We start from the raw sequence: 26,594 nt of genomic DNA, 5'->3' as shown, positions 1-26,594 counted from the left end.
AACTGCAGGCAATTTATCTGCGTTTAAGCCCTACATTTATCTTTATGCCTCTTATCAATTTGTAATGAAAAGAAAACTCAACCTCATCCCGCTCCTTATTGTAGCATTTATGTTTTTTGCCTTAAATGCATACGTTTTATCAGGTTTGGGCACTTTAAATCAATCTACCTGGCTTAGTCCTATCTTCTGGGTTTTTATTGTCGGCTTAACCTTTGCTTTGTTTTATGCCATCCAGCAAATGCGTATTCAGGGCATAAACCGCTTTTTTCAAATCGTAAGCCATACTTTCCTGATCATTTTTACTGCGGAAGTAGTTTTTGCGATCTTCTTGCTGCTAGGCGATATTTACCGTTTCCTGTTCGGAATTACGGGTAGCTTTAATGGTGGCGGTTTCCACCTTTTAGCCCGTAGCAATTATTGGGTCGATTTTGCTTTTGTAATGTTTTGCTTAACCATTGGATTATTTGCCTACGGCATTACCCAGGGGAAATATGCCTACAGGGTAATTAAACATACTTTGTATTTCGACGATCTGCCAGCAGCTTTCGATGGTTTTACCTTAACCCAAATTTCGGATGTGCACGCCGGCAGTTTTACTAACCCCAAAGCAGTACAAAAGGGCATTGATTTAATTAATGCACAAAAAAGCGATTTGTTTGTGTTTACGGGCGATTTGGTCAACAATATTTCCTCAGAGATTGTGCCTTACATTGGTCATTTCTCGCAAATAAAGGCACCTTTCGGACAGTTTTCGGTTTTGGGTAATCATGATTATGGCGATTATGTAAAATGGCCAAGCGAAGCGGAGAAGATCAAAAACCTCGATCAGTTAAAAGCTTACCATAAAGAGCTCGGCTTTAAGTTATTGCTGGATGAGCACGTAGAACTGCATAAGAATGGCGAAAAAATTATCCTGGCCGGGATAGAAAACTGGGGAATTGGTTTTGGCGAACGGGGCGATTTAAATAAAGCTTTGGCCAATACCACTGCCAATGATTTCAAAATTCTGCTCTCTCACGATCCTTCGCATTGGGATGCGCAGGTAAAAAATTATCCTTCAAAAATACAATTGTCGCTGGCTGGTCATACGCATGGCATGCAGTTTGGCATCGAGGCTTTTGGTATTAAATGGAGTCCGGTGAAATACCGCTACAAACATTGGGCAGGCATTAAAACCGAGAACGGTAGGTATTTAAACGTAAACCGTGGCTTTGGTTTCCTTGGCTTTTCTGGTCGGATTGGAATCTGGCCCGAGGTAACGGTGATTGAATTGAAGCGAAATAAACACTAAATGCCCAACATGGTGCATTTAGTGTTTAGAGGGTCGTCATTCCCGCGCAGGCGGGAATCTTAATGCAACTAAAAAAACCTTGCTAAGGCATTACGATTCCCAATCAAGTTGGGAATGACGGATCACAAAGCAATCTATTGAACCTAATAATTAAGCGTATATGTTACATTGTACGTACGGCCACGGCCGGCATAATAAAAAGTTTCGGGTTTAGCCAAGGCAGCATACAAAATTGATGAACGCTGACTCCAAACTGTTTGGTAATTCTTGTTCAACAGGTTTTGAACACCGATTGATAAGCTTCCGGTAAATATTTTTACTGAGCCCAATAAATCAACCGTGGTATATCCTTTTAATTCGTATTCTTTTAGATTAGTAGAAATTCCTTTCGAATCGAATGAGTGGAAAACCTGTGCTTTTAAGCCAAATACTTTTCCGTTATAACCTATATAACCAGCCAGTTTAGACGGACTTGCCACCGTTACATCCTGCAATGCCCAGGTACCATCGGCATTTTGTTTTTGGGTTTTGATATACAAACCATTTACACCAGCCTCGAAGCCATTTTTCAGGTTAAGCGATAGCGAGCCTTCAAGTCCAAGGTTTCTTACATGCTCATCATACACTTCGATATTGAAAGTGCTGTTGGTTTTTACATTTTTATCTGATAAAGCATAAAAAGCAGCCACTTGCGCATTAAATACACCAGTGCGGTAACGGTAACCAGCCTCGTACTGATCGGTTTTAATACCCGTTAACGGAGAACTACCTACATTGATAGAGTTACCTAAATTCCAGTTGGTGCCTGCCAGCGTATAAGTTCCCTGACCATAATATTTTGCCGGATCGGCCAGGTTAAATCCTTGCGAATAGTTAAACCAGGCCTGTTGAGGTGCATTGATTTTAAATACCAAACCACCATTAAGCAAATTAACATCATAGTGATTGCTTCCACCCGCAATAGCAGTAGCGTTACGGCCTACACCATAAGCCAAAGGTACAGCAGCTGCTGTGCCTACAAAATCACCAACCTTAACAAACATGCGTTGCTGACGAACACCACCAGATAGGGTTAAGAAATCGGCCAGCTTAAATTGTGCCTGCAAAAAGCCCGATAAGCCATTTACCCTAAAATTAGGATAACGCGCAATAGTAGCAACCGTGGTATTGGTTAAACCGCCGGATGTTGCCGCTTTTACCCTATCGAAAAGCGCTTGCTGTGCATTAAAATTTTCGTTATCGGCATCAATACCATAGGTTAGGTTTAATTTATTCCAGTCTTTATTCAACACCAGTTTTAAAGCACTGTAATTGGTATTCTGGATTGATGAGCCACTGTAAAGCACACCTGGTAAGGCCGCTGTTCCCGGAAATGGGTGAAAGCTAAACTGCTCATTTCTGGCTGCAGCCTGCACGTAAAGGGTTTGTCCGCCCAAAATATCGCTGGCCTGATAGTTAGCATTGATATTGGCGCGGCTTGTTTTAGGATCAACATCTGATGAATAACCATTTCTCATCTCCAAAAGCGATGCATTTGACAATAAGCCGGCGTAGTTAGTACCTAAAAACAAGTCTTTATCACCACGATAGCCCGAATTGTAATACTGCGCATTTACCGTTAACTTTTGATAATCTGTCAATTTAAATTCTGTGCTTCCAAAAAAATCGAAAGACTCGTTGTACTGCAAATCAGTTTGGGTAATATCGGTGAAAATCTGCTTCCCATTGGCTCCATAAGCTGCATTGTTTTTCTGGAAAGCAATACCAATCCGGCCATTCCAATCTTTACTGCCACCCGAAATAGCTTGTGCAACACGAACATCGTGATCGCTTTTTTCTTTCAAACCACTGCGTACACCAACCTGCGTAGTAAAACCTGGCTGACTATCCTGTCCTTTTTTGGTAATGATGTTGATAATACCTCCGGTTGCACCGCCACCGTAAACGGCACTCGCGCCTGATAGTACCTCAATTCTTTCGATATTAAACGGATCGATAGATTCGAACTGACGGCTTACCCCACGCGTGCTGTTGAGCGATACACCATCGATCATAACCAATGCATCTCTGCCACGCTGGTTTTGACCGTAATTGGTACGGCCTTCGGGTCCGGCATCTAAACTCGGAATCAATTGGGCTAAAGCCTGTTTAAAGGGCACGCCTGCTTTAACCTGCTCTTGCACTTTTGCGCCATCAACCACCCAAACGGTACCTGGTATCTCACTTATTTTGGTTGGTTTACGTGCCGATACCACTACTACCTCCTGCATGTTGGCCGTAGGGCTTAAGTTGATGATTAAATTGACATTTTGCCCTTTAGCTAAATTTACTTTTTGAAATACGGTAACATAGCCTACATAACTTACCTGTAGCTGATGTGAACCTTCGCTTAGTGCAAGTTCGAAACTACCATCTGCACCAGTAGTAACCGCAGATTTTTTGCCCTGCACTTTAATATTAGCACCACTTAGTGGTGCAGTTTCGCCTATTACCTTGCCGGTAATGGTTTGAGCTTTACCTGTAATTATAAACCCACAGATAAGGATTGCAATTAAGTATAGATTTTTCATTAAATGATTTATTTTTTTCGCAAAGCAATCATTTATTTGGATTAAATCCAAATAATAAGAAGCAAATATTTCCGAGAACACCTTAAAAAAAGTAACAAAACATAGATATAAACAATTCATTAACAATAGTTTAAAACTATTTTAAATATTATTTTTAATCAATCTAAATAAAAATATACCTTAGCAGTCGAGATTATAGTCTACACATTACGCTTATTTTAAGTACTCAACTAACCAATTAATCAGTAAAAAACTATCGGCATTTTGCCTGGTATTGTATTGCCTTTTGACCTTAAATTTTGAAAAATTGAAAAACTAATGTTTACATCAGACCTAGAAAAACAGGACCTCATCGATTTCCTTACGGAGAGCCCGGCTAAGGAAATCTTTCACCACGAAAACGAAGCAGAGTACCTGCATGCGGTTGGCAAAGTTACCCAGGCGGTAAAAAAATTCCTGAACCACAACCAGCAGCCCTTTAGCGGTGTATCGCCAGTCAAACTGAAACCCTTATTCGATGCCATCGAATTTGAAAAAACGCACGACAATTACGACGCTTTACTGAAAGAAGTTGAACAGCTTTACACCAACCACGCTATTGCTTTTCATCACCCTACCTACATTGCGCACTTAAACTGTCCCATTGTTATCCCGGCTGTTGCCGCAGAAGTGATGATTTCGGCCATCAACTCCTCTATCGATACCTGGGATCAAAGCTCTGGGGGCACTTTAATTGAGCAAAAATTAATTGAGTGGACCTGCGATCAGATTGGTTATGGCAAAAAAGCCGACGGCATTTTTACCAGCGGCGGTACGCAGAGTAATTTAATGGGGCTTTTACTGGCCAGAGATCATTACGCCATTACCGCCCTGAACCACAACATTAAAGTAAATGGCCTGCCTGCCGAGGCTTCGCGCTTCAGGATTTTTGTTTCTGAAAAAGCACATTTCAGTATTCAGAAAAATGCCTCGCTGTTAGGTCTGGGTGAAAAAGCAGTCATCAAGATTAAAACCGATCGCAGTTTCAGGATGAATACGGTTTTGCTTGAAGACGCTATAAAAAGAGAACTTGCACAGGGAAATATACCAATTGCCATTGTAGGTACGGCGGGCACCACCGATTTTGGTAATGTAGATCCGCTGCAGCAACTGGGCGCCATTAGCCAAAAATACAATACCTGGTTCCACATTGATGCGGCTTATGGCTGTGGCTTATTGCTTACCGATAAATACCGTAACCTGCTAAACGGTATCGAACTGGCGCATTCGGTTACGGTTGATTACCATAAATCTTTCTTTCAGCCTGTGAGCAGCAGCGGTTTTCTGGTGCGTGACAAGCACTTTTTCAACCTGATTACGCACCATGCCGATTACTTAAACCCTAAAGATCATGATGACGATGGCCTGCCCAACCAGGTAAATAAATCGATACAAACTACCCGACGCTTCGACGCTTTAAAACTGTGGTTCACACTCCGCATGATGGGTCGCGATAAATTGGGCGGCTATTTTGATACCATTATTGAAACCGCAGCTGAAATAGCCAGCTTATTGCAGGCCGATCATGATATTGAACTTATGAACGAATCGGATATCAGTGCATTGGTATTCAGATACCGCCCTAAAAACGTGCAACTCGATGTATGCGCCATGAACCAATACATAAAAAAAACGATGTTTAATCAAGGTAAAGCCCTGGTGGCCGGCACTAAGATTAACCAGCAATTCTACCTCAAATTTACCCTACTAAACCCGCTTACTACCATCAGCGATATTGAAAACATCATTAAAATCATTAAAAAACATGGAAACGAATACGTTAGACTTAATCAAGCTTCAGCAGATTTCAGAAGAAACTAACTTTAATGCGCTCCTTAACAGTTATTGCCGCGAATTTACCAACTGGACCCGTTATGCAGGTATCCCGAAATACGACGCACCACTGGCTAACTACCTGTCTACTACATCAGACCGTTTGCATATCAGGCTTGATTTTAGCAGCATTGGTTACGAGGTATATGCCCCATTAAAGTTTTATGCAGATAGCGGCCGGCATGTTTTTAATTTCCCGGTTGTAGCACGCGGTATTGAAACAAATACAATTACTGCCATTGATATTTATCGCTTTATGGAATTAGCGGTGCAGTTCAGCACAGCTGAGTTTCCGGATACAGCTGCCGACCTGGTAAAACAACGTTTAGCCAATAGTGTAGAAAACCTTCAGCAATTTCTTTCGTTCTTTCAGCAAAATGGCAAACCGGTAAACTTTGCTAAAATGAACTTTATATCGGCAGAACAATCGCTGTTTTTAGGTCATAATGCCCATCCTCTACCCAAGGGCCGGTCGGGTTTTAACAGTACTGACGAGCTTTTTAAATATTCGCCCGAAACAAAAGGCAGTTTCCAGCTTAGTTATTTCTTAATTGCGGCAGCCAATATCAATGAAAAAAATGCCGAAGGTTTCGATATTACTGATTTGTTCAGGATTGAACTTTTAGAGACGACAAATACAGAAACAATAACAATACTTGATCGGTACCCTAACCACAAAGTGGTGCCCATGCATCCCTGGGAAGCGGATTACCTGCTTGACCAACCTGCTGTACAAGCCATGCGAGCGGAAAAATTGCTGGTTTACCTCGGGCAATTTGGCGATGCCTATACCCCAACCTCATCGGTTAGAACCGTGTACAATGCAGCGAGCGATTGGATGCTTAAATTTTCGCTCCATGTTAAAATCACCAATTCGCAACGCGTTAACCTGGTTAGAGAACTGCACCGTGGTTACGATGTAAGTAAACTTTTAAAAACCACTTTGGGCAAAGCGGCAAAAGCCGAATTCCCTGAAATTGAATTCATTACCGATCCGGCTTTTATTACGGTAAATTATCAGGGGCAAAACATCGATGGCTTTAATATCAGTATCAGGCACAATCCGTTTAAGGGCGAAGAAGCAGAGAAAAACGTAACCCTGCTTGCTGCCTTATGTCAGGATGGCTTGCTGGGCCAAAAACCAAGATTGGTACATGTGATTGAAGAGGCATCGATCAGTAAAAACAAGAGCCTTGCTCATACCGCAGTAAACTGGTTTAAACAATACCTGCACCTGTGCGTAACGCCTATTGTTGGCCTGTACAACAATTACGGAATGGCTTTCGAATTTCACCAGCAAAACGTAATGGTAGAGCTGGATAAGGATTTTTATCCGGCCAAATTGTACTTCAGAGACAACCAGGGCTATTTCTTTAGCGATAGCAAAGCTGAAGCCCTGCAACAGGCATATCCCGAAATTGCAGCAGAAAGCGGTTCTATTATACCGAATGCGTATATCATTCCGAAACTGACTTATTATTTACTCATTAACAATATTTTAGGCGTAGTAAATGCGCTGGCCAGCAATAACCTGGCTGACGAAAAGACTTTAATCGACCTGGTTTATTTAGAGTTTAAACAATTTGAAAACAGCGATACTACGGGTTTGGTAGATTATATTATTAACCGCCGCAGCTGGGAAGTTAAAGGCAACCTGCTTACCAACCTCTGCAATATCGACGAAGCCAGCGCACCGATTGATAATCCGGCCATTTACCGCGAATTCCCGAATCCCCTCTCAAAATATCTGTTTGCTGAAAACCTGATTAAACCACAAAGCAAAGAGGTGCTATACAGCCGATATTTCCCGAAAGAAGATGTGACGATTAACATCCGTCCTTTTGATATAGACCGTGATCTGGAAATGGTGCACGACTGGTTTAACCAGGAACATGCCAAACCCATCTGGAAAATGGATGGCCCGATTAAAGGGTTAGAGCTTTTTTACCGCACATTACTGCCTAACGATGCCTCGCACAGTTTTATTGGCGAGATAAACGGCGAACCCACCTTCACCATAGAACCTTACTGGCCTATGCGCGATGGCGTAGGCGCTTGTTACGAGGCATTAACTACTGATTATGGTGCGCACCTGCTCATTGCCCCAACCGAAAAAGACAAAAAGTACAGTTTTGAAACCGGCCAGGCTTTAATGGATTTCATTTTTGAGCAGAAAGAGGTAGGCAAATGCATCGGCGAAGCTGCTGTTGAAAGTCGCGCCATGCACATTTTTGTAACCCGACTCGGCTTTAAGCTTGAAAAAGTAATCCAGATGCCATACAAAATGGCCAACCTTACCTTTTGCTACCGCGACTGGTACTGGGAAAAATTCCCCGAAGCCAAAGCTTATGCTCAGGCCAAATTATCACCATTTGAAACGGAGGAAGCCTAATGCAGAACCAGAAAATATATGATATCGTAGGCATTGGCATTGGCCCCTTTAATTTGGGACTTGCCGCCTTGTGCGCGCCTATTAGTGGTTTATCTACCTTGTTTTTAGATCAGGCCAGTGAATTTAACTGGCACCCGGGCATGATGCTGAGCGATGCTACCCTGCAGGTTCCTTTTATGGCTGATCTGGTAACTTTGGCCGACCCAACCAGTGCGTACAGTTTTTTAAACTACCTGAAACAAACCGATCGTTTGTATAAATTTTACATCAGGGAAGATTTTTTTGTGTTGCGCAAAGAGTATAATGCCTATTGCAAATGGGCCATCAGCCACCTTCCTAACTGCCAGTTTGAGCAAAAAGTTACGGCAATACATTACCAAGATGGCATTTACAAGGTAGAGCGGATTAACCTAAACACCGGAACAACTGAAACCGTTTTTACCAAAAAAATTGTACTCGGAACCGGAACAGGGCCAAAAGTACCCGACTTTGTTAAGCCTGCCCTGCACCAAAATGCGATACACTCTTCAGAGTACCTCCAGTTTAAGCAAAGCATTTTACAGCAAAAAACCGTAACCGTAGTGGGTTCGGGGCAAAGTGCTGCAGAGATTTTCTACGATCTTTTACCGGAAACAGAGAACGGACTGCAACTAAAATGGTTTACGCGTCCCGACCGGTTTTTCCCAATGGAATATTCGAAACTAACGCTGGAATTAACTTCGCCAGAGTATGTAGACCATTTTTACAACCTGAGCGATGCCAAACGAAAGCAGTTGCTAAGTAAACAAAATTCGCTATTTAAAGGCATTAACTTCGATCTGATTAACCAGATATTCGATAAACTGTATGAGTTGAGTGTAGATGGCGAACAAATAAATGCAGCACTGATGCCCAACTGCCAGCTGAACAATTTAAACGCCAAAGATAACGGTACTTACAAGCTCGATTTTTACCATACTGAAAGCGAGAAAAACTTTAGTGTAGATACGAATTTTGTGGTACTGGCTACCGGCTATAAGTATAACGAGCCTGCGTTTTTAAGTCCTATTCAAGAACGCATAGGCCGAAATGCCGACGGACTGTTCCAGGTGCACCGCAATTATGCCATTGATGTAAACGGAGATGAAATTTTTGTTCAGAATGCCGAACTGCATACCCACGGTTTTGTAACTCCCGATTTGGGCATGGGTGCTTATCGCAATGCTTCCATTATCAATGCCGCATTGGGATTCGAAATTTACAAGGTAGAAAAACGCATTGCCTTCCAGCAGTTTAGCATCCCAGATGAAAAACCGGAGAATGAATTTGCAGAGGAACAAATGCAATTTATAGTTGGTCGGGATTTGTAATCCCGACCGGAGATAAGTAAAGTCCGGATTACAAATCCGGATTAACTAGGCGCAAATCCGGACTAACAACACCATTAAAAAACAACACCATGAATTACAACAACTTTGATCAAATAAAACCTTTAAAAAAAGAAATCTGGGATAAGGTAAATCTCAACTATATCGCTAAATCGATAGTCGAACTGATGCATGAAAAACTGGCCGAACCTGCGTTGGTAGGCAGCAGTACACCGGGCTGGAATGATTACCATTTAGCCACCGACAGTGCAGCGATTTACTACACCTTTTCGGGTCAGGAACGTGCACTCGATTACCTGCATATCGACAAAAAGAGCATTAAAAAATTTGTAAACGGTGAAAGCGTGGCGGTAAATAATGCACCGGCATTTTACACTGAGCTGCAGCAAACCTTCGGTATTAAACCTTTTACGCTGGCACATTTTATAGAAGAAACCTTAAATACCCTTTATGCCGATGCCTACATTCACGAAAAAGGCAGGTTAAGCGCCGATGAACTGGCCAATGCAGATTACCAAACGATAGAACACCAAATGGATGGTCACCCATGGGCAACCATTAACAAAGGCCGTATAGGTTTTAACCATAGCGATCAGGGTAAATATGCGCCCGAAGCGGCACAAAAAACGCGCCTGGCCTGGCTGGCGGTACACCATAGCAGGGCATCGTTTAAAAGCATTGAAAGTATTTCGGCATTTTCTTTCTACAATGAAGAGCTAAGCTTAAAACAGGTACACGATTTTAATCAGGTGCTTTTGGAGCAACAGTTGCAACCTACCGATTATTTCTTTATCCCGGTGCACGAATGGCAGTGGAACAATAAAATTGTGCTTCAACTGGCGCATGATATTGCCCTCCAGTTAATTGTACCGGTTGGTTTGGGCGCAGATGAGTATATGTGCCAAAACAGTATCCGTACCTTTTTTAATGTAAGCGAACCTAAAAAACATTATGTAAAAACGGCCATTTCTATTTTAAACACTTCCATTTTCAGGGGCCTATCGCCTAAAAAACTGGCTATTGCACCAAGGGTAACCCAATGGGCTAAAGATATGTTGCAAGGCGATGAATACCTGAAACAAACCCGCGTTGTGCTTTTGGGCGAGGTGGCTACCGTAGCCTATACACACCCGCAGTATAGCGAAATTCCCGGATCCCCTTACCAATACCAGGAGTTTTTAGGTGCTATTTGGCGCGAAAGTGCCGAAAATTACCTACTAGAAGACGAAACCATCATGACCATGGCCAGCTTGCTTTATGTAGATGATCAGGGCAAGAGCATGGTGCAGGCATTGATCGAAAAATCGGGACTGGATGCTGCGATCTGGTTAAATGCTTATTTATCGGCTTACTTAAAACCCATACTCCGCATATTTTACAAACATGCCTTCTTCTTTAGTCCGCATGGCGAAAATACCATACTGGTTATGAAGAACGGTGTACCTGAAAGGATTATCATCAAAGATTTTGTGGAAGAAATTGTACTCACCGACGAATCGAAAGCTAAATTACCAGAAGACCTGGTGGATGTTTTAAGAGAAATTAACGATGAACTTGCTCCCCTGTTTATCCTCTCGGGCATTTTTGATGCGGTTTTCAGGTATCTGGGCAATATTTTTCACAGCTATGTGGGTTTGGATGAGAAGCAGTTTTGGCGCCAAGTGGCAGATGTAATTTTAGCTTTCCAGCAGGAAAATCCTGAATTATCTTCCAAATTCGAAAAATTCGATCTGTTTGTGCCTGAGTTTATCCGCGTATGCATTAACCGAGTAAGGTTACTTACCCATGGTTACAGTGAAAGTACTGATGTACCTGTACCGGAATTGATTGGTACGTTGGTGAATCCGGCAGCGGAGGCTTTGAGGGAAGATGTTTTAGCATAATTGGGTAAATCTTCACTACGCGGAACGAAGATATTGTATCATAATATTAGAATTATCATCCTGAGCTTGTCGAAGGACTTGCCTGAATACTGTGCGAGACGTTTCGACAGGCTCAACGTGACAAGCTTCTAGAAAAAATATGGCTTGTTATACTATTGCAATACTCTATCTATGCTTTATCTATACTTGAACTATGCTCTACCTATGCCTGATAAAAGACGTTAACCCTGTATAAAAGAACTGTAGGCTATTTGGCTAATAGTGATGGATATTTTTCATGAACTAATCTAATAGTTATTCCGTTAAAATATTTATATTGGCCTTATAATTTCTTATTTATGAAAAGTATCTTGTTTATCTTTTTATCGGCACTATTATTTGAAACACCAACTATTGAAAAGGACCGCGAGCGTTGGAAACCTTATTACAGTGAGGTTAGCCCCGCTAGAACGGCCGACCAGTGGTACCTTCCATTTGATGTAGCCAACCGTAAAAAGGTAAACAATATTAAAATTATCAGCATTTTCGGCGATCACCGCGATAGTTATGTTAAAGGACATATCCACACTGCGATTGACATTAACCCTGCCCAGCCCAAAAGCAAACTGGTTAGTGTTTACGCCATGGCTAATGGTACTGTTTGTTCGATACATTTAGGCGAAAACCAGCGCACTGTAGTGGTGAAACATAAATTGCCCAATGGCACAACGATGTTTACAACCTATAAACATTTAAAGGAAGTATATGTTAGCAACGGCCAAAACGTAGATCAGACTACCAAACTGGCGCGCCTGTTTACCCCGCAGGAAAGCAAAAAATATGGAGGCGATTATCATCACCTGCATTTAGAAATCAGGAAGAAATTTGATGATTACGGCTGTGCAAGCTGGTTAACTTTTACCAACAGCCAATTGAACGAGCGGTTTTACAATCCACAGCTATTTATTAAGGAATATGTTAAATAGTAAAAGTATCCCATTACAGCAGTCTGGCAACATTTATACTTAACAGAAAGGATTAATTTTAGGATTCTGATTTATTTTTTGGCGACAAATATCTAAATTACGAAGAAACCTTCGTGCTACAAGCAGCGCCAAATCATTGAAGGGATGAAAGCTTCCCTCCATGGGCGGCTTGGAATAATTCTAAATAAGAAAGTTTTAGAGATTATAATTAAAAACCTACGAGGTTTTTGAGCAAAGTGCCCAATAAAACCTGATAGTTCTAGAAACAAAAATCCAAAGGTTAAAAGACCTATGAGGTTTCTAAGCAATATGCTTATTAAAACCTCATAGGTCTTCGAATAAAAGCCCAAATCCTAAAAAACCTATGAGGTTTTAAGAGCAATGTGTCCATTAAAACCTCGTAGATTTGAAGTGTGAAATTTCGGAAAACCGGGTTAAAACTTAATCTTCAAAACGCATTTTTCCCTGCTTTCATCATTGATGAGTCCATCAGGTAGCGTAATTCTCAGCCCTTTAGCGTCCTGCTTCCATTTTATGGTAAAGTCTTCGTCGGCCATTGCCAGCGATTTCACTTTTAAAATAGCTGTAGACAAAGATTTGATAATCAGCTCGCCATGATTAAACTCCAGCAGCTCAATATTCAGTTCATCGGCTTCGCCAGAATAAAAAATGATGGGATTAACCTCATAAATTTTCAGCTCTTTTGTTTTTGATGTTATTTTTGCGCTTAAAGCCATACCCGTTAATTTATTTTTGATTGAATAGCTTTTAAACTTAGTTTACCGGCGGAAAATTGAAAGGTTTCCAGGCAGGCAAAGCTGCCAGTTCTTTCTGGGTTTGCTCACTAATATCAACTCCCCAGGTATTAAAAAATGACGCAAGGTTGCGTTTTACGATGTTCGAATAGGTTTTAACCCATAAATCACGTTTCTGCTGATCGTTAAGTTCGCCTATAGCTGGTCCGATTTTTTGATATTCTTTAAAGAAAGATTTAAAGCTCTCCCAGCCAAATCCTTCCTGCATCTGGCGAAACATGATTAAACCTAAGAAAGGATCTTTTTTCCATTTTTCGTAGCTGGCTCCTTCTGCGAAATATTTTTTCATCATTTTCTGTGTGTTTGCACTCGATACACCTGTGTGCGAATCGTCTCTTCCGCCCATTAATCTATCGAACATGTACAGCGAAAAGAAGTTGTTGCTCACTTCGGTTGTACCGCCAAAAACCCAGTTTAAGTTTTGCATGTTATGCCCTATTTCGTGAAAAAAGCCCCAGTTTGCGCCACCTTTACTAGGTTTCATCAGCAACTCCGGGTTGGCCATAATTTCGTTAGAAACCATGTGCCTCGAAGGCGAATGGTGAATCATGATCGGATAACCACTGTGCATATAACCTCCCCCAATATGCTCATCGGGAACCATGCGTTGTGCGCGGTAAAACGGAGCAGGCATATTGGCCAGATCGAGCTCACCCAATACTACCAGATCCCACAGTTTAAGCACCTCTTCAGGTTTTTTAATGGTTTGCAAAACACTATCCGGCAGGGTTAAAATTACATTTTCAGTAGCCATTTCTCCCCATGGCGCTTTATTGTTCTTCAACTGGTTTTCCCAATCGCTTTGCGTGCTTTTGCCTAAAACAAAAAGTGGTGCCGCTACCGCATGACTAATTTTGAAATCAATTTTTCTGCTGGCAGCCTGCGGTTTAACATCAATGTAAATTAAACCGCCAAAAGGCGAAGCCAACCTGTTTTTGCCCACTACCAGTTTTTGTTTCTTGGTAATAATCGGCATCCGGCGCCAATCTTCCTTGCCTGCAACCCAATAATTCAGGCGGTCGCTATGCGCGCCAATCTGCACTTCAAGTTCGCTTACATCGGCATTTTTAGGCACGTCAATTTCAATGTATTCGCCGGCTTTGGCATATAAACCCGTGCTGTACATGGTGGCATTATCGTAACCCGAATAACCCAAGGTTGATACAATTGAGACCAGACTATCGGCCATTTTTTTATGCTCGATGCTTACTGTTTTATTGATAAACTGGAAGCCTTCTTTAACGGCACCTGGAAAAATATTAGCAGAGGGCTGTGCTTTAACGCTTTTATAATCGGTGCTTTTTAATGTTTCATCGCTCCATTTGGCTATGGCTTTCCTAAATTCTGTATCAGTTTTAGCAAGTGTATGCTCGGGCGAGATAACAATAGTTGCCGGATCTTTAGCTACATCCTGGGCAAAAGCAGTTAAACCACCTGCCATAAGCGCGAGTGTTAATGCTGATTTGATTGGTGTTTGGTTCATTGTGTTTTAGTTGGGATGGTTTAGTATTTTGAAGTAGGTTATACTTTTTTCAAGCGGAAAACTTTGGTTTCGTGAGCAGTTACTTCACCTGTCCACTTGTTATTTTTGCCAATAATTTTGTGTTGCCACAAATCCTTAATCTCATATTTATTAGCCAGGCCCAGTTCTGCAAAGTTTACTTTGGCATTTTGTGTTGAGGCTGATTTGTTTAAAATAGCGATGGCGAAATCGCCATTGGCCAGAGGTCGTACAAAAATATCCCAGGTATCGGTTTTAATTTTACGTTCGGCCTGTTTGCCCAAAGCATCCTGGTTTAAGGCAATAACTTCGGCATTGGTAAAAATGGCTTTCGCTTCATCGTCCATTTTGCGGATATCGCAACTGGCATACAGTGGCGAGTTAAGCATGCTGTATAAACTCATCTGGCTCTGGTACTCAGCCTTTGTGCAACCCACGCCATTAAAAGCAGAAGAAGGCCCTTTGGTGCCATGCAAACCAGCTACAAGCATATCGCCATCGTTCCACTTACCCGGACCTGAAAAGCTGGCCAATCCTGCCATTTTATCAACCACGTTATAAATCCCCACACCGCCTTTACCTTCGGTATCCAGCCATTTATCCCTGATATCGAAAGTGGTACGCCAGCTTTGGCCGCCAACTTGTGCGCCCCAGTTCCAGGGTTCGCGTGGGCCCCATTCGCAAATGCCCAATACGATATCCCTGCCCGATTTGCGTAAGGCCTGGGCGATTTTACCATAACGCTTCTTCGCGGTTTCTACATCCTCTGGTGCGTTGCAATAGTCGTATTTCAGGTAATCGATTCCCCACGATGCAAAGGTTTTGGCATCCTGGTCTTCGAAATTTAAACTGGCAGTATAACCACCACAGGTTAAAGGAGCGGCATCTGAATAAATGCCGAGTTTCATCCCTTTATCGTGCAGATAATCGGCCAGCGCTTTAATGCCTGATGGGAATTTCTTAGCATCGGCTATGATGTTGTTTTTATTATCGCGACCGCCCTGCCAGCAATCATCTAAAAAGATATATTGATAACCTGCTTTAACCATTCCGCTGGTTACCATCGCATCGGCCATTTCTTTAATATCTTTTTCGTTCGGATTTTCTGACATGATATTCCAGCTCATCCAGCCCATAGGTGGCGTTGCTGCTAATTTTGTTTCTTGTGCAAAGCTGATTTGGACAAATAACAATAAGGTAAAACAGATTTTGATAAATCTCATATTTTCTTTGGATACCGCGTTCTTCATTTCATTAAAAAAGAACAGTCGTCATTCTCACACAGGTAGGAATCTTAATACTAATGTTTTAAGATTCCCAATCAAATTGGGAATGACGACCATCTATGTCACTTAATAGGTTTAATGTAATAGCTGTAATTGTAATCTTTGAAAGGAATCTGATACTGGATTAATGGCATAGAGCCCCAGCTATCAATTCCCTGTACACCCAGTTGCTGTAAATCCATGTGTACATAAATCTGATTACGCTTTACCAGTTCGCCTGAGTGGTATTGTTTTTTCTCTGCCTCAGGATCTAAATCTTCAACTGCGTAAGGCAGTGCATTAAAGCTCAATAACTGATCGGCAAATTCGAAGCGTAAACCTTTACCGGCTTTATCGGTGAAATTTACCCAGCGCACTTCAGTTTTATTACCACTCTCCTGCGGACGGGCATAGGGGAAATACTGATCGGCAACGGTTGATTTATAGGTTCCGATTAAGGAAGCCGTTTTTCTATCAACATAATTTTCGCTCGGACCACGGCCATACCATTGAATATTGCTGTATTCGTTTTTCAACTGCAAATCGTTACCGATACGCATTAAACTTTTGTAATTGCCTGTTACTGCTTTAAATTGGTTATCAACTTTAACGGTACCATCAGCCAGAACAGTAAATTGCTGAGTGGTTTCGGCATCGCCTTTTAACAGCGATGAATTAACGGTTAGTGTAAAGCCATCGGCAGTTGAATTTACAGTAGATTTGATATTGGCGGCATCATTATCCTGATACACATTGCGCCACATCCTTAACCTGGTATTTAAACCTGCACCAATATCATTATCGGTTGGCGCACGGTAAAAGCCCGGCTGTGGGCCAGCGGCCAACAACTCACGACCTTTAGAGAGGTAACTGATTAAAGTTCCTTTTTTAAGATCGAAAGTAATGGTAAAATCACCGCCTTTAACAATTGCGCGATCGGCAGTTTGCTCAACCTTTAAAGCTTTTTTACCAGCAGCGTAGGTATTAGCCTTCGGTGTTCCTGCCAAAGCAATCTGCTCGTAAGCAATTTCATAACCCTTTTCTAAAAATGGCTCGGCTGTTTTTAAGCGGTAACGCACATTTAAGAAATATTCTTTACCGCTTGCATACTTCGTATTAAATGGAATGGTTAGTGTTTGGCTTTGGCGCGGACCAACATTCAGGTTATTTACCACACCGGTTTGCACTACTTTGCCATCTTCTACCAACTCCCAGTTTAGCTGCACATTGCTAATATCTTTAAAGAAATAACTGTTATTTACATTTATCTGATTGGTACCATTAAAAGTTGTCTTAATGTACTGATGTACTTTTTTAAGTTCAACAGCCATTGGAGTCATTCCGCGATAAGCCGTAACCACGCCTTTAACACAAAAATCGTTATCGCTAAAGTTTTCATCAACCGGGCCACTCAAAGGAAAATCGCCACCGTAAGCCATAATACGCTTACCGTTTTTTACGGTATCGATGGCCTGATCGATCCATTCCCATACAAAACCACCCTGTAATTTTGGATTGTTTTCGATGGCATCCCAATACTCTTTAAAATTACCCAAACTGTTGCCCATGATATGTGCGTATTCGCTCATGATAAACGGACGGGTTTCTTTTTCCTGTTTCGAATAACGGGGCAGGTAATTTGGCGAAGGATATTGCGGTACAATCATATCGGTATTGAAATCATTTTCGGCCCTTTCGTACTGCACCGGACGGAAGTCTTTGGCTTTTAACCACTCATAAGCTTCGTAAAAGTTAACGCCATTACCCGCTTCGTTACCTAACGACCAGGTAATAACCGAAGCATGGTTTTTATCGCGCTCGTACATGCGGGTAATGCGCTCCAGGTGTGGAACGCGCCATTGTTTATCGTTGGCAAAAGTTGTTTCCAGACTGTAATAACGGCCATGCGATTCGATATTGGCTTCATCAATTACGTACAAACCATATTCATCGCAAAGTTCCATCCAATAGGGATCGGGCGGGTAATGTGAATGACGCACGGCATTTACATTCAGCTTTTTCATCATTTCCATATCCTTTTCCATATCGGCATGGGTTAAAGTATGGCCCTGAGTGGCATTGTGCTCGTGCCTGTTTACGCCTTTTAAAAATACACGCTTACCATTAACCAGTAAATCGCTGCCCTTAATTTCTACCGAACGGAAGCCCACACGCTGTGGAATTACTTCGATTACTTTATCGTTTTTATCTTTTAAAGTGATGTATAAGGTATATAGATAAGGTACTTCTGCCGACCAGTTTTTAACATTGTTAATCTGTGCCTTGAAATTAAGATCGGTTTTATAGTTACCCAATACTTTTTGCAGTTTGGCCGCTTCTTTCCACACGTTATTTCCTTTGGCATCTACCAGATCGAGTGCTACATAAAAACTATCAGGTCGGCTGTGGTTGGTGCGTTGATCTATTTTATAATTCTGAACGGCTAAATCAACATTCAGCAGTCCGTTGGTATAGCTTGCATCGAGCGTACCTGATACTTTAAAATCACGGATATCCAGTTTCGGGGTAGCATACAGATACACTTCACGCTCGATACCGGAGATGCGCCACATATCCTGACACTCTAAATAACTGCCGTCGCTCCACCTGTACACCTGCAGGGCAATTGTATTTTCGCCTGGTTTTACGTACTTGGTGATATCAAATTCGGCTGCCAGCTTGCTATCTTCGCTGTAACCTACTTTTTTGCCATTTACCCAAATATAAAAGGCCGATTTAACTGCTCCTAAGCTGATAAATACCTGCTTATCGCCCCAATTAGCCGGGATATTGATTTTTCTGCGGTATGAACCTACCGGATTGTTGTCTTCCGGGATATCGAAAGGCGGATTCATGCGGTTACCTGTAAGCTGCCTACCGGCAAACTCGTATGGCTGATTCACATAAATAGGTAGCCCGTAACCGTTTACTTCCCAGTTTGCAGGTACTTTAAAGTTATCCCATCCCTTATCGTCGAAATCTACCTTATAAAAATCTGTTGGTCGTTTACGTGGGTCTTTTACCCAGTTAAATTTCCAGGTTCCGTTTAAGGATAAAAAGTAGGCTGATTTTTCTTTAGCTCTTTTAGCGGCAAGCTCCTGGCTTTCGAAAGCAAAGGCCGAGGCCCGCATAGGCAAACGGTTTACCGAAACCACTTCAGGTGTTTGCAGCTCGGCTGGCAGTTGTTGTGCACCAACTTGACCGGCTACCCATAATGAGGTAAATAAAATGGTTAATTTTCTCTTCATTGTGTGTGTATAATATTAGGTTTTGTGCATCCAAATTACGGATGATTGGGTGATTATGGTAAGCATATTTTAGCGCAAACGTTTGAGTTTTAAATATGTTACTGAACGGTTACGTTATTTGGAATTGATTAGTACTAAGGTGTAGAAATTATACTATTAATGCGCTTATAAAATCCCTTTAAACAGAAAAAACCCTTTGCCTCCTCCGGAGGCAAGGGTTTCACTAACTAAACTAACTACTATTTTAAGAATTCTATTTCATACTGATTTAAGAAAGGATTACCATCAATGCCAAAATCTGCCAAGATTTTAATGTTCATCCAGTACAACATATTTGCACTAACAGTTGCCGGTGTAAGTGCTATGGATTTACCTGCTGCATTTGCATCAGGCGTTACCGATGGTGGTACATCTGTTCCCATGGCTTTCCAGGTAAACGGCCCGTAAAGCGCCATGTCGTAGCCTCCTGGTGCTTTATTTGCCAGGTAAGCATCCGTTCCTTCGTTATTTTGCCAATAGCCAATTAAATTGCTATAGTTCGGGTGTTTGGTAATGTCTTTTAAGGCCACATTTGCCTGAACCGTTGCTGCATCTAACGCGACATTGAAATAAGCTAACTCTGCTCCCTGAAAACTTAAACCGGTACCGCCCGAAAACTGTTTATAACCCAGGGTTAACTTTTCAGAAGTCGATAAACTTTTATGAGCACTGATATTTATACTTGCGTTCTGTGCTCCATCCGTATACAACGTAACCGTTCTGGTGGTGGTATTAATATATTTAACCGTCATGGTTAAAGTATGCCATGCACCATCGAAAACTATACCTCCTCCATTAACCTCTTGCCTACCAGTACCTGAACCGTTATTTGTACCTCCAAAAGAAACATTCCACTTTTTTGAATCGGTTTGAAACCACATCCATCCAGTTTGTGTACTACCGCTAATGAGGGTACTTTTTGATAAGAAACCTACATAATAATTCTCGCTGTTAAATTTAGCTTGCATCTGAACAGTGAAATCCTTATTCGATCCAGAATCATATAAACCATTATCATTATTAACCTGTGCACCTATACTGGTACTGTTAAACAATGGTGTGTTAAATCCTCTTTTCTTTATCTCTTCTTGTTTAAAATTTTTATTCGAAGCGATCAAAAATCCCGACTGCGGATTTACACTACTACCACCATGATTTGTAGTAAGAATAATCAACCAATCTTCCTTTGCATAGTTTTTTCTTGCTTTTAAAGCAGTTATGATATTACCCACATATTCATCAGATTTTAAAATGGCATTTTTATAATTGGCATTACTTGCCACAAAGCCACCATTGCCTCCTGCCGTTTCTGCATCTCTGAAGTGAACCATAACTGCACCAACACCATCCTGTTTAGTTAAAACATTAATAGTACTATCCTTAACAGCTAAATCGGTGCTTACCACAGGAGAAAAATCAGCATTTCTTAAATATTTACGCAAATTATCCCAAGGTGTAATAACTGCGGTTTTTGTAGCCTTATACTGGGTAATGTAATCCAGAACATTTCTATACGATTTAATTTCCGCATGATCATCGCCATTAGGATCTTGTATTCTTTCGAAATTATCGGTTCCTATAGAATGCTTAGCAAAACTTACCCCTGTTACCATGGTTACCCACGAAGCTACGTCGTTACCAACGCCACTTTTTTGCACCTCGAAAGAATACTTAGATGTTTTTTGCAGTTCAGCAAGATTGGGCGCATTAATAGCCTTTAATTCGCTACCTGTAACCCCATCAATACTGATTAAGATTACCTTTCTCTGAACACTATTAAGGGGTTTTAGTTCTTCATATATCGGAGGAGGGTTATCGTATTTTTTACAACCCGTATAGCCTAAAATGCCTATTGCACAAACGCCTAAAAGTATGTTATATATTTTATTGTTAAATTTCATAATTCGCAAACATTAAGGTTTAATGATATTACATTCAGACAGGTTGGTGTACGTTGCATTTGCACCATTTTTAATTACCACTCTTACATAACGGGCAGTTACATTACCTGCAGAGAAATTATAGTCGTATTTAGCGGTACTTTGAGGTAGCGTAGTAGTACCTACTGAAGTGTAAGTTGTACCATCGGTGCTGGTAAAAATTTCTACATCTTTAGCATATGCGCCGCTATTGTTCTGTCTTTGGGCAAAAGTAACCCCCTTAATACTAATCGGTAATTTTGCTGCTTTAATTACAATTGATATTGGAAAAGTTTGAGCAGCTGTTGGAGTTGGAGAATACTGCGAATGCCAGTAAGAGGCATTTGAGATTACACCATCGACTAAAAACTTTGGATCACCATCTCCAGATTGTGCTGAAGAAATTGCCAAAATATAAGGGTAAGTTTGAACAGGTATAACTCCAGTACCACCTGTTTTATTTAATGGATTATAGGTCCATAACTGAGTGGTTAATTCAGGATATTTAGCCAATACCTTATCCCTAACGCTTGGGCTGATTAAAATGCCCCAGGCATCGAAGAATGTACCTAAATCTGTTTGCGTATAATCAGAAAGTTTTTCATACACAAAATTATGCATGGTAATATCGCTGTTATTGAGGCGATCAGCATGGCGGGCTTGCGAATACAAATAAGTCATTGCACCATAACCATATTTTTCAAAGATCTGAACAAACGGTGTCATTCGTTTAAACGGATCATTCATTGCCGCATCTGCATCAAAATTTTTGGTTCCTGTACCAGTAGCGTAAGTAATGGCCTGAGGGAAACCGCTTGAAACTGCCGGGTGCAAAATGTTATAATCGGCTCCTATCCTATTGGCAACCTTAAAACTGAACAGGTTGTTGGTGGTTTCGCCTAAAGTACTCCAGCTCCAAACTTTAGTTTGCTGGCAGTTGTGCCCAAACTCGTGATAAGAACCCCATTGACCTGCACTGGTGGTAATGTTTTTTAGACTTGTAAAACCTTTAAACCATTCATTGTCATTTAAACCCACAAAAGGGAAACCACTATGGCCGTAACCTGCCGATAGCTGAATATCCAATATTCCTCGCCATGGCCCCTGCGGGCTTTTATCTTTTGCATCAGCTGCATTATCTGATAAACCCATCCAGGCGTTGTAATCCAAATCGAATACATCGTTCCACTTGCCCAATGCTACTGTTGGGTTAGTATATGGCTCTGATGAGCTAAATGTTGCTACAATTTTATCTCTTGGCACCAGGAAAATTACGCGTTTACTACGCAATTCTAACCAAGGCACCTGAGAAGCTTTTACTTTATTTACCCAATCTGCATCTACTGTTTGGCCGAGAATAAAATCGGGAGAAACGCAGGCATTGGTAATGGTAAACTCTACCGGATTTGGATAGGCCCTGCCTGCACGGATATAAATGGTACCACCATATAAATTACGTACATAGTTTGCACCAGCATACAGTTGCTGGCGCATGTAAATAACCGGATCGCGCAATAAGGGAGACTTACCAGAAAGATTATCGGTGTGCCCGCCTACCTGAACGGTTAAACCTTCAATACCTGCCGGAACATCGATTTTAACCAGTTCGCCAGGTGCGGCATAATATCCTGTACTGTATTGTGGCTCAGGCGCTACCTGTATACGCAAATTATCGGCGGTTTGATCGGTAAAATTTAAATCTAAGGTAAACTTGGCATTTTGAACACGAGGCTCTGATTGATCAACCAGCCCCGGGAACACCCTTGCTTTTGCATACATCGATTTATCGATTATCTTCATATTGGTATCAATTTTACCTGCTGCTACATTCTGAGAATCATCAGGATAGCCATCTGGTATATCGTAACCATATTTTTTACAAGCTGCCAGGCTTAATAATAAAGCTGCAGCGCATGATATAGTGAAATGATTAATTTTCATATACAATTTAAATTAGTTGGTTGGATAAGAAACAACCGGGGCATAAAATTTCCCCATTAAAGACCATTTAGCTGGTGCGGCAATATTTAACCAACTGTAGATTAACACCGGGATATCGACACCATTTGGCACTGCTTTAAAAGCCGCCTCGGATATAGCAGGAGAGAGATTTGGAGAAATATCAGCGTAATTTGTCCAGTTGGGTGTGCCCACCAAATTCATTGCGGGAGCTTTACCTAAGGCATCATTCAATACATTACCAACACCTTCACTGGTTTTAAAATAAGCTACTAAATTATTGTAATATGGATCAGTAATTGGTGTTAGCGGCGTTTTTTTACTGTTTGCAATAATATCAGCATTAGGAATGGCTATATTGTAAACTGCAAATTCGGTAATAAAACAATCAACATTAGTATATTTTCCAAAAGTTAAAGGTGATGTGGTATTTAAGTTTCCATTGCCTGCAGTTAGGCCTAAATTAGCCGTTTGCGCAGGTATACCATCAACAAACATACTGGCAGTATGGGTAGTACCGTTATTAAAAAACCTTACCGCAACAGCATGCCATTTTCCATCATCCAGTTTTTGAGATGCCGGTCCTTTTGCCTGCGAGTTTCCGGTAGCGCCAGTGAAGCTCGCATTAAAACTAATAATCCCACCATCATCTTTGATAAAAGCCCAGCCTGGTACTCCTGCCGTTATCCCATTGGTAACGCCTCTTTTTTGGAGAATTGCAGGGTAACCTGAATTCCCGGTGCTTCCATCCCAACGGATGTTAAAACGAATGGTAGCCTCTATATTTGTACCTAAATTTAAAAAATTGGCGTCACTTTGTATCGCAGCATTAGTTGCGTTAAACTTTGCGCCAACTCCTGCATAGGGCAGATTAGTTACATCAGGCTTATTTATGGCATTCGGTTTAAATTTGGGGTTATAAAAAGCTACAAACGTATTACGCGAATCGTCTGCATAAATATTTGAACCTGGTGCACCACCTGAAGTTGCAGCACCACCTTTGTTTGAGGCCACCACTACTAACCAGCTTTCCTGCGCATAGGTTTTTCTAGCCCTTAAAGCAGTCAAAATTTCTCCTACGTAACCATCTAGTGTATTAATTGCGCTAGTATATGCTGTTGTAGCCCCGGTATAGCCGTTGGCCATACCTGCCACTTCTGCACTGTGGAATTGTGCCACCAGTAATGAAGGATTACCGGCTCCTAACTCAGCAATAACGGAAGTTTTAACTGCGGCATCGTCGGCCAGGGTTTGTTTAACAGTAGCATCAGTGGCCAGATTATCGTTAAATGCAGCTGTTGAAGCTAAAGAAACTGTCCTTACATTTCCCAAACTTGATTTTATTCCACTAAATAACGTCGGTGTGGTTTGTAAATTCAAACCTGTAAAAGTTTCAGTGCTTACATTGTGTTTGGTATAATCAACACCGGTAAGCATAGTAGTCCATGCTGCTGCATTGGTAATGGTGTTACGCTGGTAATCAGCAACACCATCATAAGAAAATATGGCATTGTTGGTAATTTGTGTGAGATTGGCTGGTGCTAAACTGCTCACTACTGAACCTTTTACGCCATCCAATATAATGTATAACACTTTTTTTGAATTGCTGCCTAAGCCAAGTGTATCGTTTCTGAACGATTTAGGCAAAACATTATCAAAATTTTTATTGCAGGCCGAGTGGAGTAAAATAAACCCTAAAAGGAATGCTGCACTTATCGTTTTTATGTTAAAAACTGATCTTATATTTTTTTTCATATCTATAAAATTAAAGTGTACAGTTAATTAGAAATGACTAGCCTAAGTACGTTATGTGGCAGCATAGAGTTAAATCTAAAAATATCACCAACTAAAATAACCTGCGAACCATTGGTTACCGGAGTTTCAATCATATCGTAAATCCTACCCTGAAAACCACCTGTATTGTTGTAGCCAACAGCTAACTGTCCGTTGGCTTCCAATATCATAAAGCCCTGACGTAAATAATCGGCATATTTCTTGAATGAACCAGCAACTATTATTTTACCATTGTTAAGCTGAGCAGCGAAAGTAGCAATACCTCCTGTAATAGCCGAGCCGTTAAAAGTGCTTACTACAGACCCATTTGAATTTAATAAAGCAACACCAGAGGATGCTTTTCCATTAAAGGAGCTAAAGTTGCCGCTAATTACAATTTTATCGGTTGTAGCATTGTACCTGATCGAATAAATATCGTCATTAGCTCCGGTACCTGCACTAAAAGTCTGATCTACAGAACCATCTAAATTTAATCGCACAATCCGGTTAGCTGTTACACCGTTAAACGACGTAAACGACCCTACCAAAATAAGTTTTCCATCTGTCTGCATCATGGCATCGATAATCCCACCGTTTCCAGCCGCAGCACTTTGGCGGGTATTCTTATTATAATGGAAGGTAGAATCCATAGTTCCATCTGCATTAACCCGAACCATTTGTTTCATTTTGGTTATATCATATACCTTCTCATCGTAACTGGAATTTGGATAATACATTCTTCTGAAATTCTGAAAATTACCCACGATATAAATCTGCTCGCCATAAATAAATGTTTTTCTTACAAAACCATCTACACCAGCATTAAAGGCCGCTACAGTATCACCATTTTTCCAGGTTTCGCCGGGTTTAGGATTAACAATAGGCACCAATGAATTACCCTGAGCATCTTTATCTGCTGTTTTGACGGTATCTAAAGTACCATTTGCATTTAACCTGGCAATATTGCTAAGTGTTTGGCGGTTAGCACGGTAAGAGTTATACGAAGAGAAACTGCCAGCAATTATAAATTTGCCATTTTGAGAACCACTTGATATTCTGTTAATTGAGGTTATAATTCCAAAGCCCCCGGCAACTCCTTTTCCAAAGTTAATATCGCTGGTAATATAAGCCCCGTCTGCATCTACCTGAACTATACCTCCATTAGGAGTTAATAATGACCCTTTCTGCTCAAAAGTAGTAAATCCGCCGGTAAGCCAAAACCTGCCCGAAGGTAGTTTTTCGGCATCGTAAACTGTATTTATACCGAATGCAGAAACTGAACTGGCACCATTTACAATTTTAAAGGTAGGATCTACTGCTACTTTTCCACCAACTTTAACAATTGGTCCGAAAAAACTTTGACCCTGCGAAGTAATCCAAACGCTACCGGTACTGGCCGTTAAAGGTACCTTAAACTGAATTGTACTGTCGGTATAATTCAATACTTCGGCTTCGATCTCATTAACATAAAGCTTAAAGTTATCTTTATACTTCATTAATCCATTTACCTGAAGATTTAGGGTTGAGCCAGCGTTTACAATATCAGGGTCGGTAGTTTTTGAGATAAAAGTTATACCCAATACCTGTTTCCCACCAGCGTAAGGATCATCGGCCAGTCCCTTTCCTTTTTCGCAAGAAACCATGAGGCTAACAAGGCAAATTACCATTGCCACCAATAAGCCTGTTCTATATTTTATGTTTGTTAACATGTATCTATTAATTAATATAAATAAAT

General features: G+C 41.1%; 15 protein-coding genes. 6 read left to right on the top strand and 9 right to left on the bottom strand.

Annotated elements, in window-relative coordinates; translation table 11 throughout:
- Nucleotides 1-64 precede the first annotated feature (64 nt).
- On the top strand, nt 65-1,291 hold the full coding sequence (locus tag G7074_RS18740) for a metallophosphoesterase (protein ID WP_166210527.1): 1,227 nt from the start codon (nt 65-67) through the stop codon (nt 1,289-1,291).
- 143 nt (nt 1,292-1,434) lie between these two features.
- On the opposite strand, the gene G7074_RS18735 is transcribed toward G7074_RS18740, so the two are convergent.
- Complete coding sequence (locus G7074_RS18735; RefSeq protein ID WP_166210524.1) at nt 1,435-3,861, bottom strand: TonB-dependent receptor; 2,427 nt, start codon at nt 3,859-3,861, stop codon at nt 1,435-1,437.
- Nucleotides 3,862-4,179: 318 nt separating this feature from the next.
- Here G7074_RS18735 and G7074_RS18730 point away from each other — a divergent pair, with 318 nt between their 5' ends.
- The 5 genes from G7074_RS18730 (at nt 4,180) to G7074_RS18710 (ending at nt 12,340) form a co-directional block, all read left to right on the top strand.
- On the top strand, nt 4,180-5,721 hold the full coding sequence (locus G7074_RS18730) for an aspartate aminotransferase family protein (RefSeq protein WP_166210521.1): 1,542 nt from the start codon (nt 4,180-4,182) through the stop codon (nt 5,719-5,721).
- Nucleotides 5,666-8,125, top strand: a complete 2,460-nt coding sequence (locus G7074_RS18725; RefSeq protein ID WP_166210518.1) for a GNAT family N-acetyltransferase — start codon at nt 5,666-5,668, stop codon at nt 8,123-8,125. Before G7074_RS18730 ends, G7074_RS18725 begins: the two co-directional genes overlap by 56 nt.
- A complete protein-coding gene (locus G7074_RS18720; protein ID WP_124562614.1) occupies nt 8,125-9,474 on the top strand; it encodes a lysine N(6)-hydroxylase/L-ornithine N(5)-oxygenase family protein in 1,350 nt (449 codons plus the stop codon). The genes G7074_RS18725 and G7074_RS18720 overlap by 1 nt, the downstream gene beginning before the upstream one ends.
- An 89-nt stretch (nt 9,475-9,563) precedes the next feature.
- Entirely contained in the window at nt 9,564-11,375 is a 1,812-nt protein-coding gene (locus G7074_RS18715; RefSeq protein WP_166210516.1) for an IucA/IucC family siderophore biosynthesis protein, read from the top strand.
- A gap of 338 nt (nt 11,376-11,713) precedes the next feature.
- Nucleotides 11,714-12,340 (top strand): M23 family metallopeptidase, encoded by a 627-nt coding sequence (locus G7074_RS18710; RefSeq protein WP_166210513.1) that lies wholly within the window; start codon nt 11,714-11,716, stop codon nt 12,338-12,340.
- Nucleotides 12,341-12,774: 434 nt separating this feature from the next.
- On the opposite strand, the gene G7074_RS18705 is transcribed toward G7074_RS18710, so the two are convergent.
- The 8 genes from G7074_RS18705 to G7074_RS18670 all read right to left on the bottom strand — a co-directional run bounded on the left by G7074_RS18705 (nt 12,775) and on the right by G7074_RS18670 (nt 26,568).
- Nucleotides 12,775-13,077, bottom strand: coding sequence for a hypothetical protein (locus tag G7074_RS18705; RefSeq protein ID WP_124562617.1), 303 nt, complete (start codon nt 13,075-13,077; stop codon nt 12,775-12,777).
- Between the two features lie 37 nt (nt 13,078-13,114).
- Nucleotides 13,115-14,638, bottom strand: a complete 1,524-nt coding sequence (locus G7074_RS18700) for a M60 family metallopeptidase (RefSeq protein WP_124562618.1) — start codon at nt 14,636-14,638, stop codon at nt 13,115-13,117.
- Between the two features lie 38 nt (nt 14,639-14,676).
- Nucleotides 14,677-15,879, bottom strand: a complete 1,203-nt coding sequence (locus tag G7074_RS18695; RefSeq protein WP_205944092.1) for a glycoside hydrolase family 27 protein — start codon at nt 15,877-15,879, stop codon at nt 14,677-14,679.
- Between the two features lie 125 nt (nt 15,880-16,004).
- A complete protein-coding gene (locus G7074_RS18690) occupies nt 16,005-19,169 on the bottom strand; it encodes a glycoside hydrolase family 2 TIM barrel-domain containing protein (protein WP_166210510.1) in 3,165 nt (1,054 codons plus the stop codon).
- 239 nt (nt 19,170-19,408) lie between these two features.
- A complete protein-coding gene (locus tag G7074_RS18685; protein ID WP_166210507.1) occupies nt 19,409-21,109 on the bottom strand; it encodes an alkaline phosphatase family protein in 1,701 nt (566 codons plus the stop codon).
- Between the two features lie 12 nt (nt 21,110-21,121).
- Nucleotides 21,122-23,068 (bottom strand): M60 family metallopeptidase, encoded by a 1,947-nt coding sequence (locus tag G7074_RS18680; protein ID WP_166210504.1) that lies wholly within the window; start codon nt 23,066-23,068, stop codon nt 21,122-21,124.
- A 12-nt stretch (nt 23,069-23,080) separates the two neighbouring features.
- On the bottom strand, nt 23,081-24,841 hold the full coding sequence (locus G7074_RS18675; RefSeq protein ID WP_166210501.1) for a DUF4983 domain-containing protein: 1,761 nt from the start codon (nt 24,839-24,841) through the stop codon (nt 23,081-23,083).
- A gap of 23 nt (nt 24,842-24,864) precedes the next feature.
- Nucleotides 24,865-26,568 carry a DUF5008 domain-containing protein gene (locus G7074_RS18670; protein ID WP_166210498.1) on the bottom strand — a complete coding sequence of 568 codons (1,704 nt, stop codon included), beginning with the start codon at nt 26,566-26,568 and terminating at the stop codon, nt 24,865-24,867.
- Nucleotides 26,569-26,594: the final 26 nt, after the last annotated feature.

The sequence above is a fragment of the Pedobacter sp. HDW13 genome, from assembly GCF_011303555.1.
GTDB lineage: Bacteria > Bacteroidota > Bacteroidia > Sphingobacteriales > Sphingobacteriaceae > Pedobacter.
This window is presented reverse-complemented; position numbering and strand designations above follow the sequence as displayed.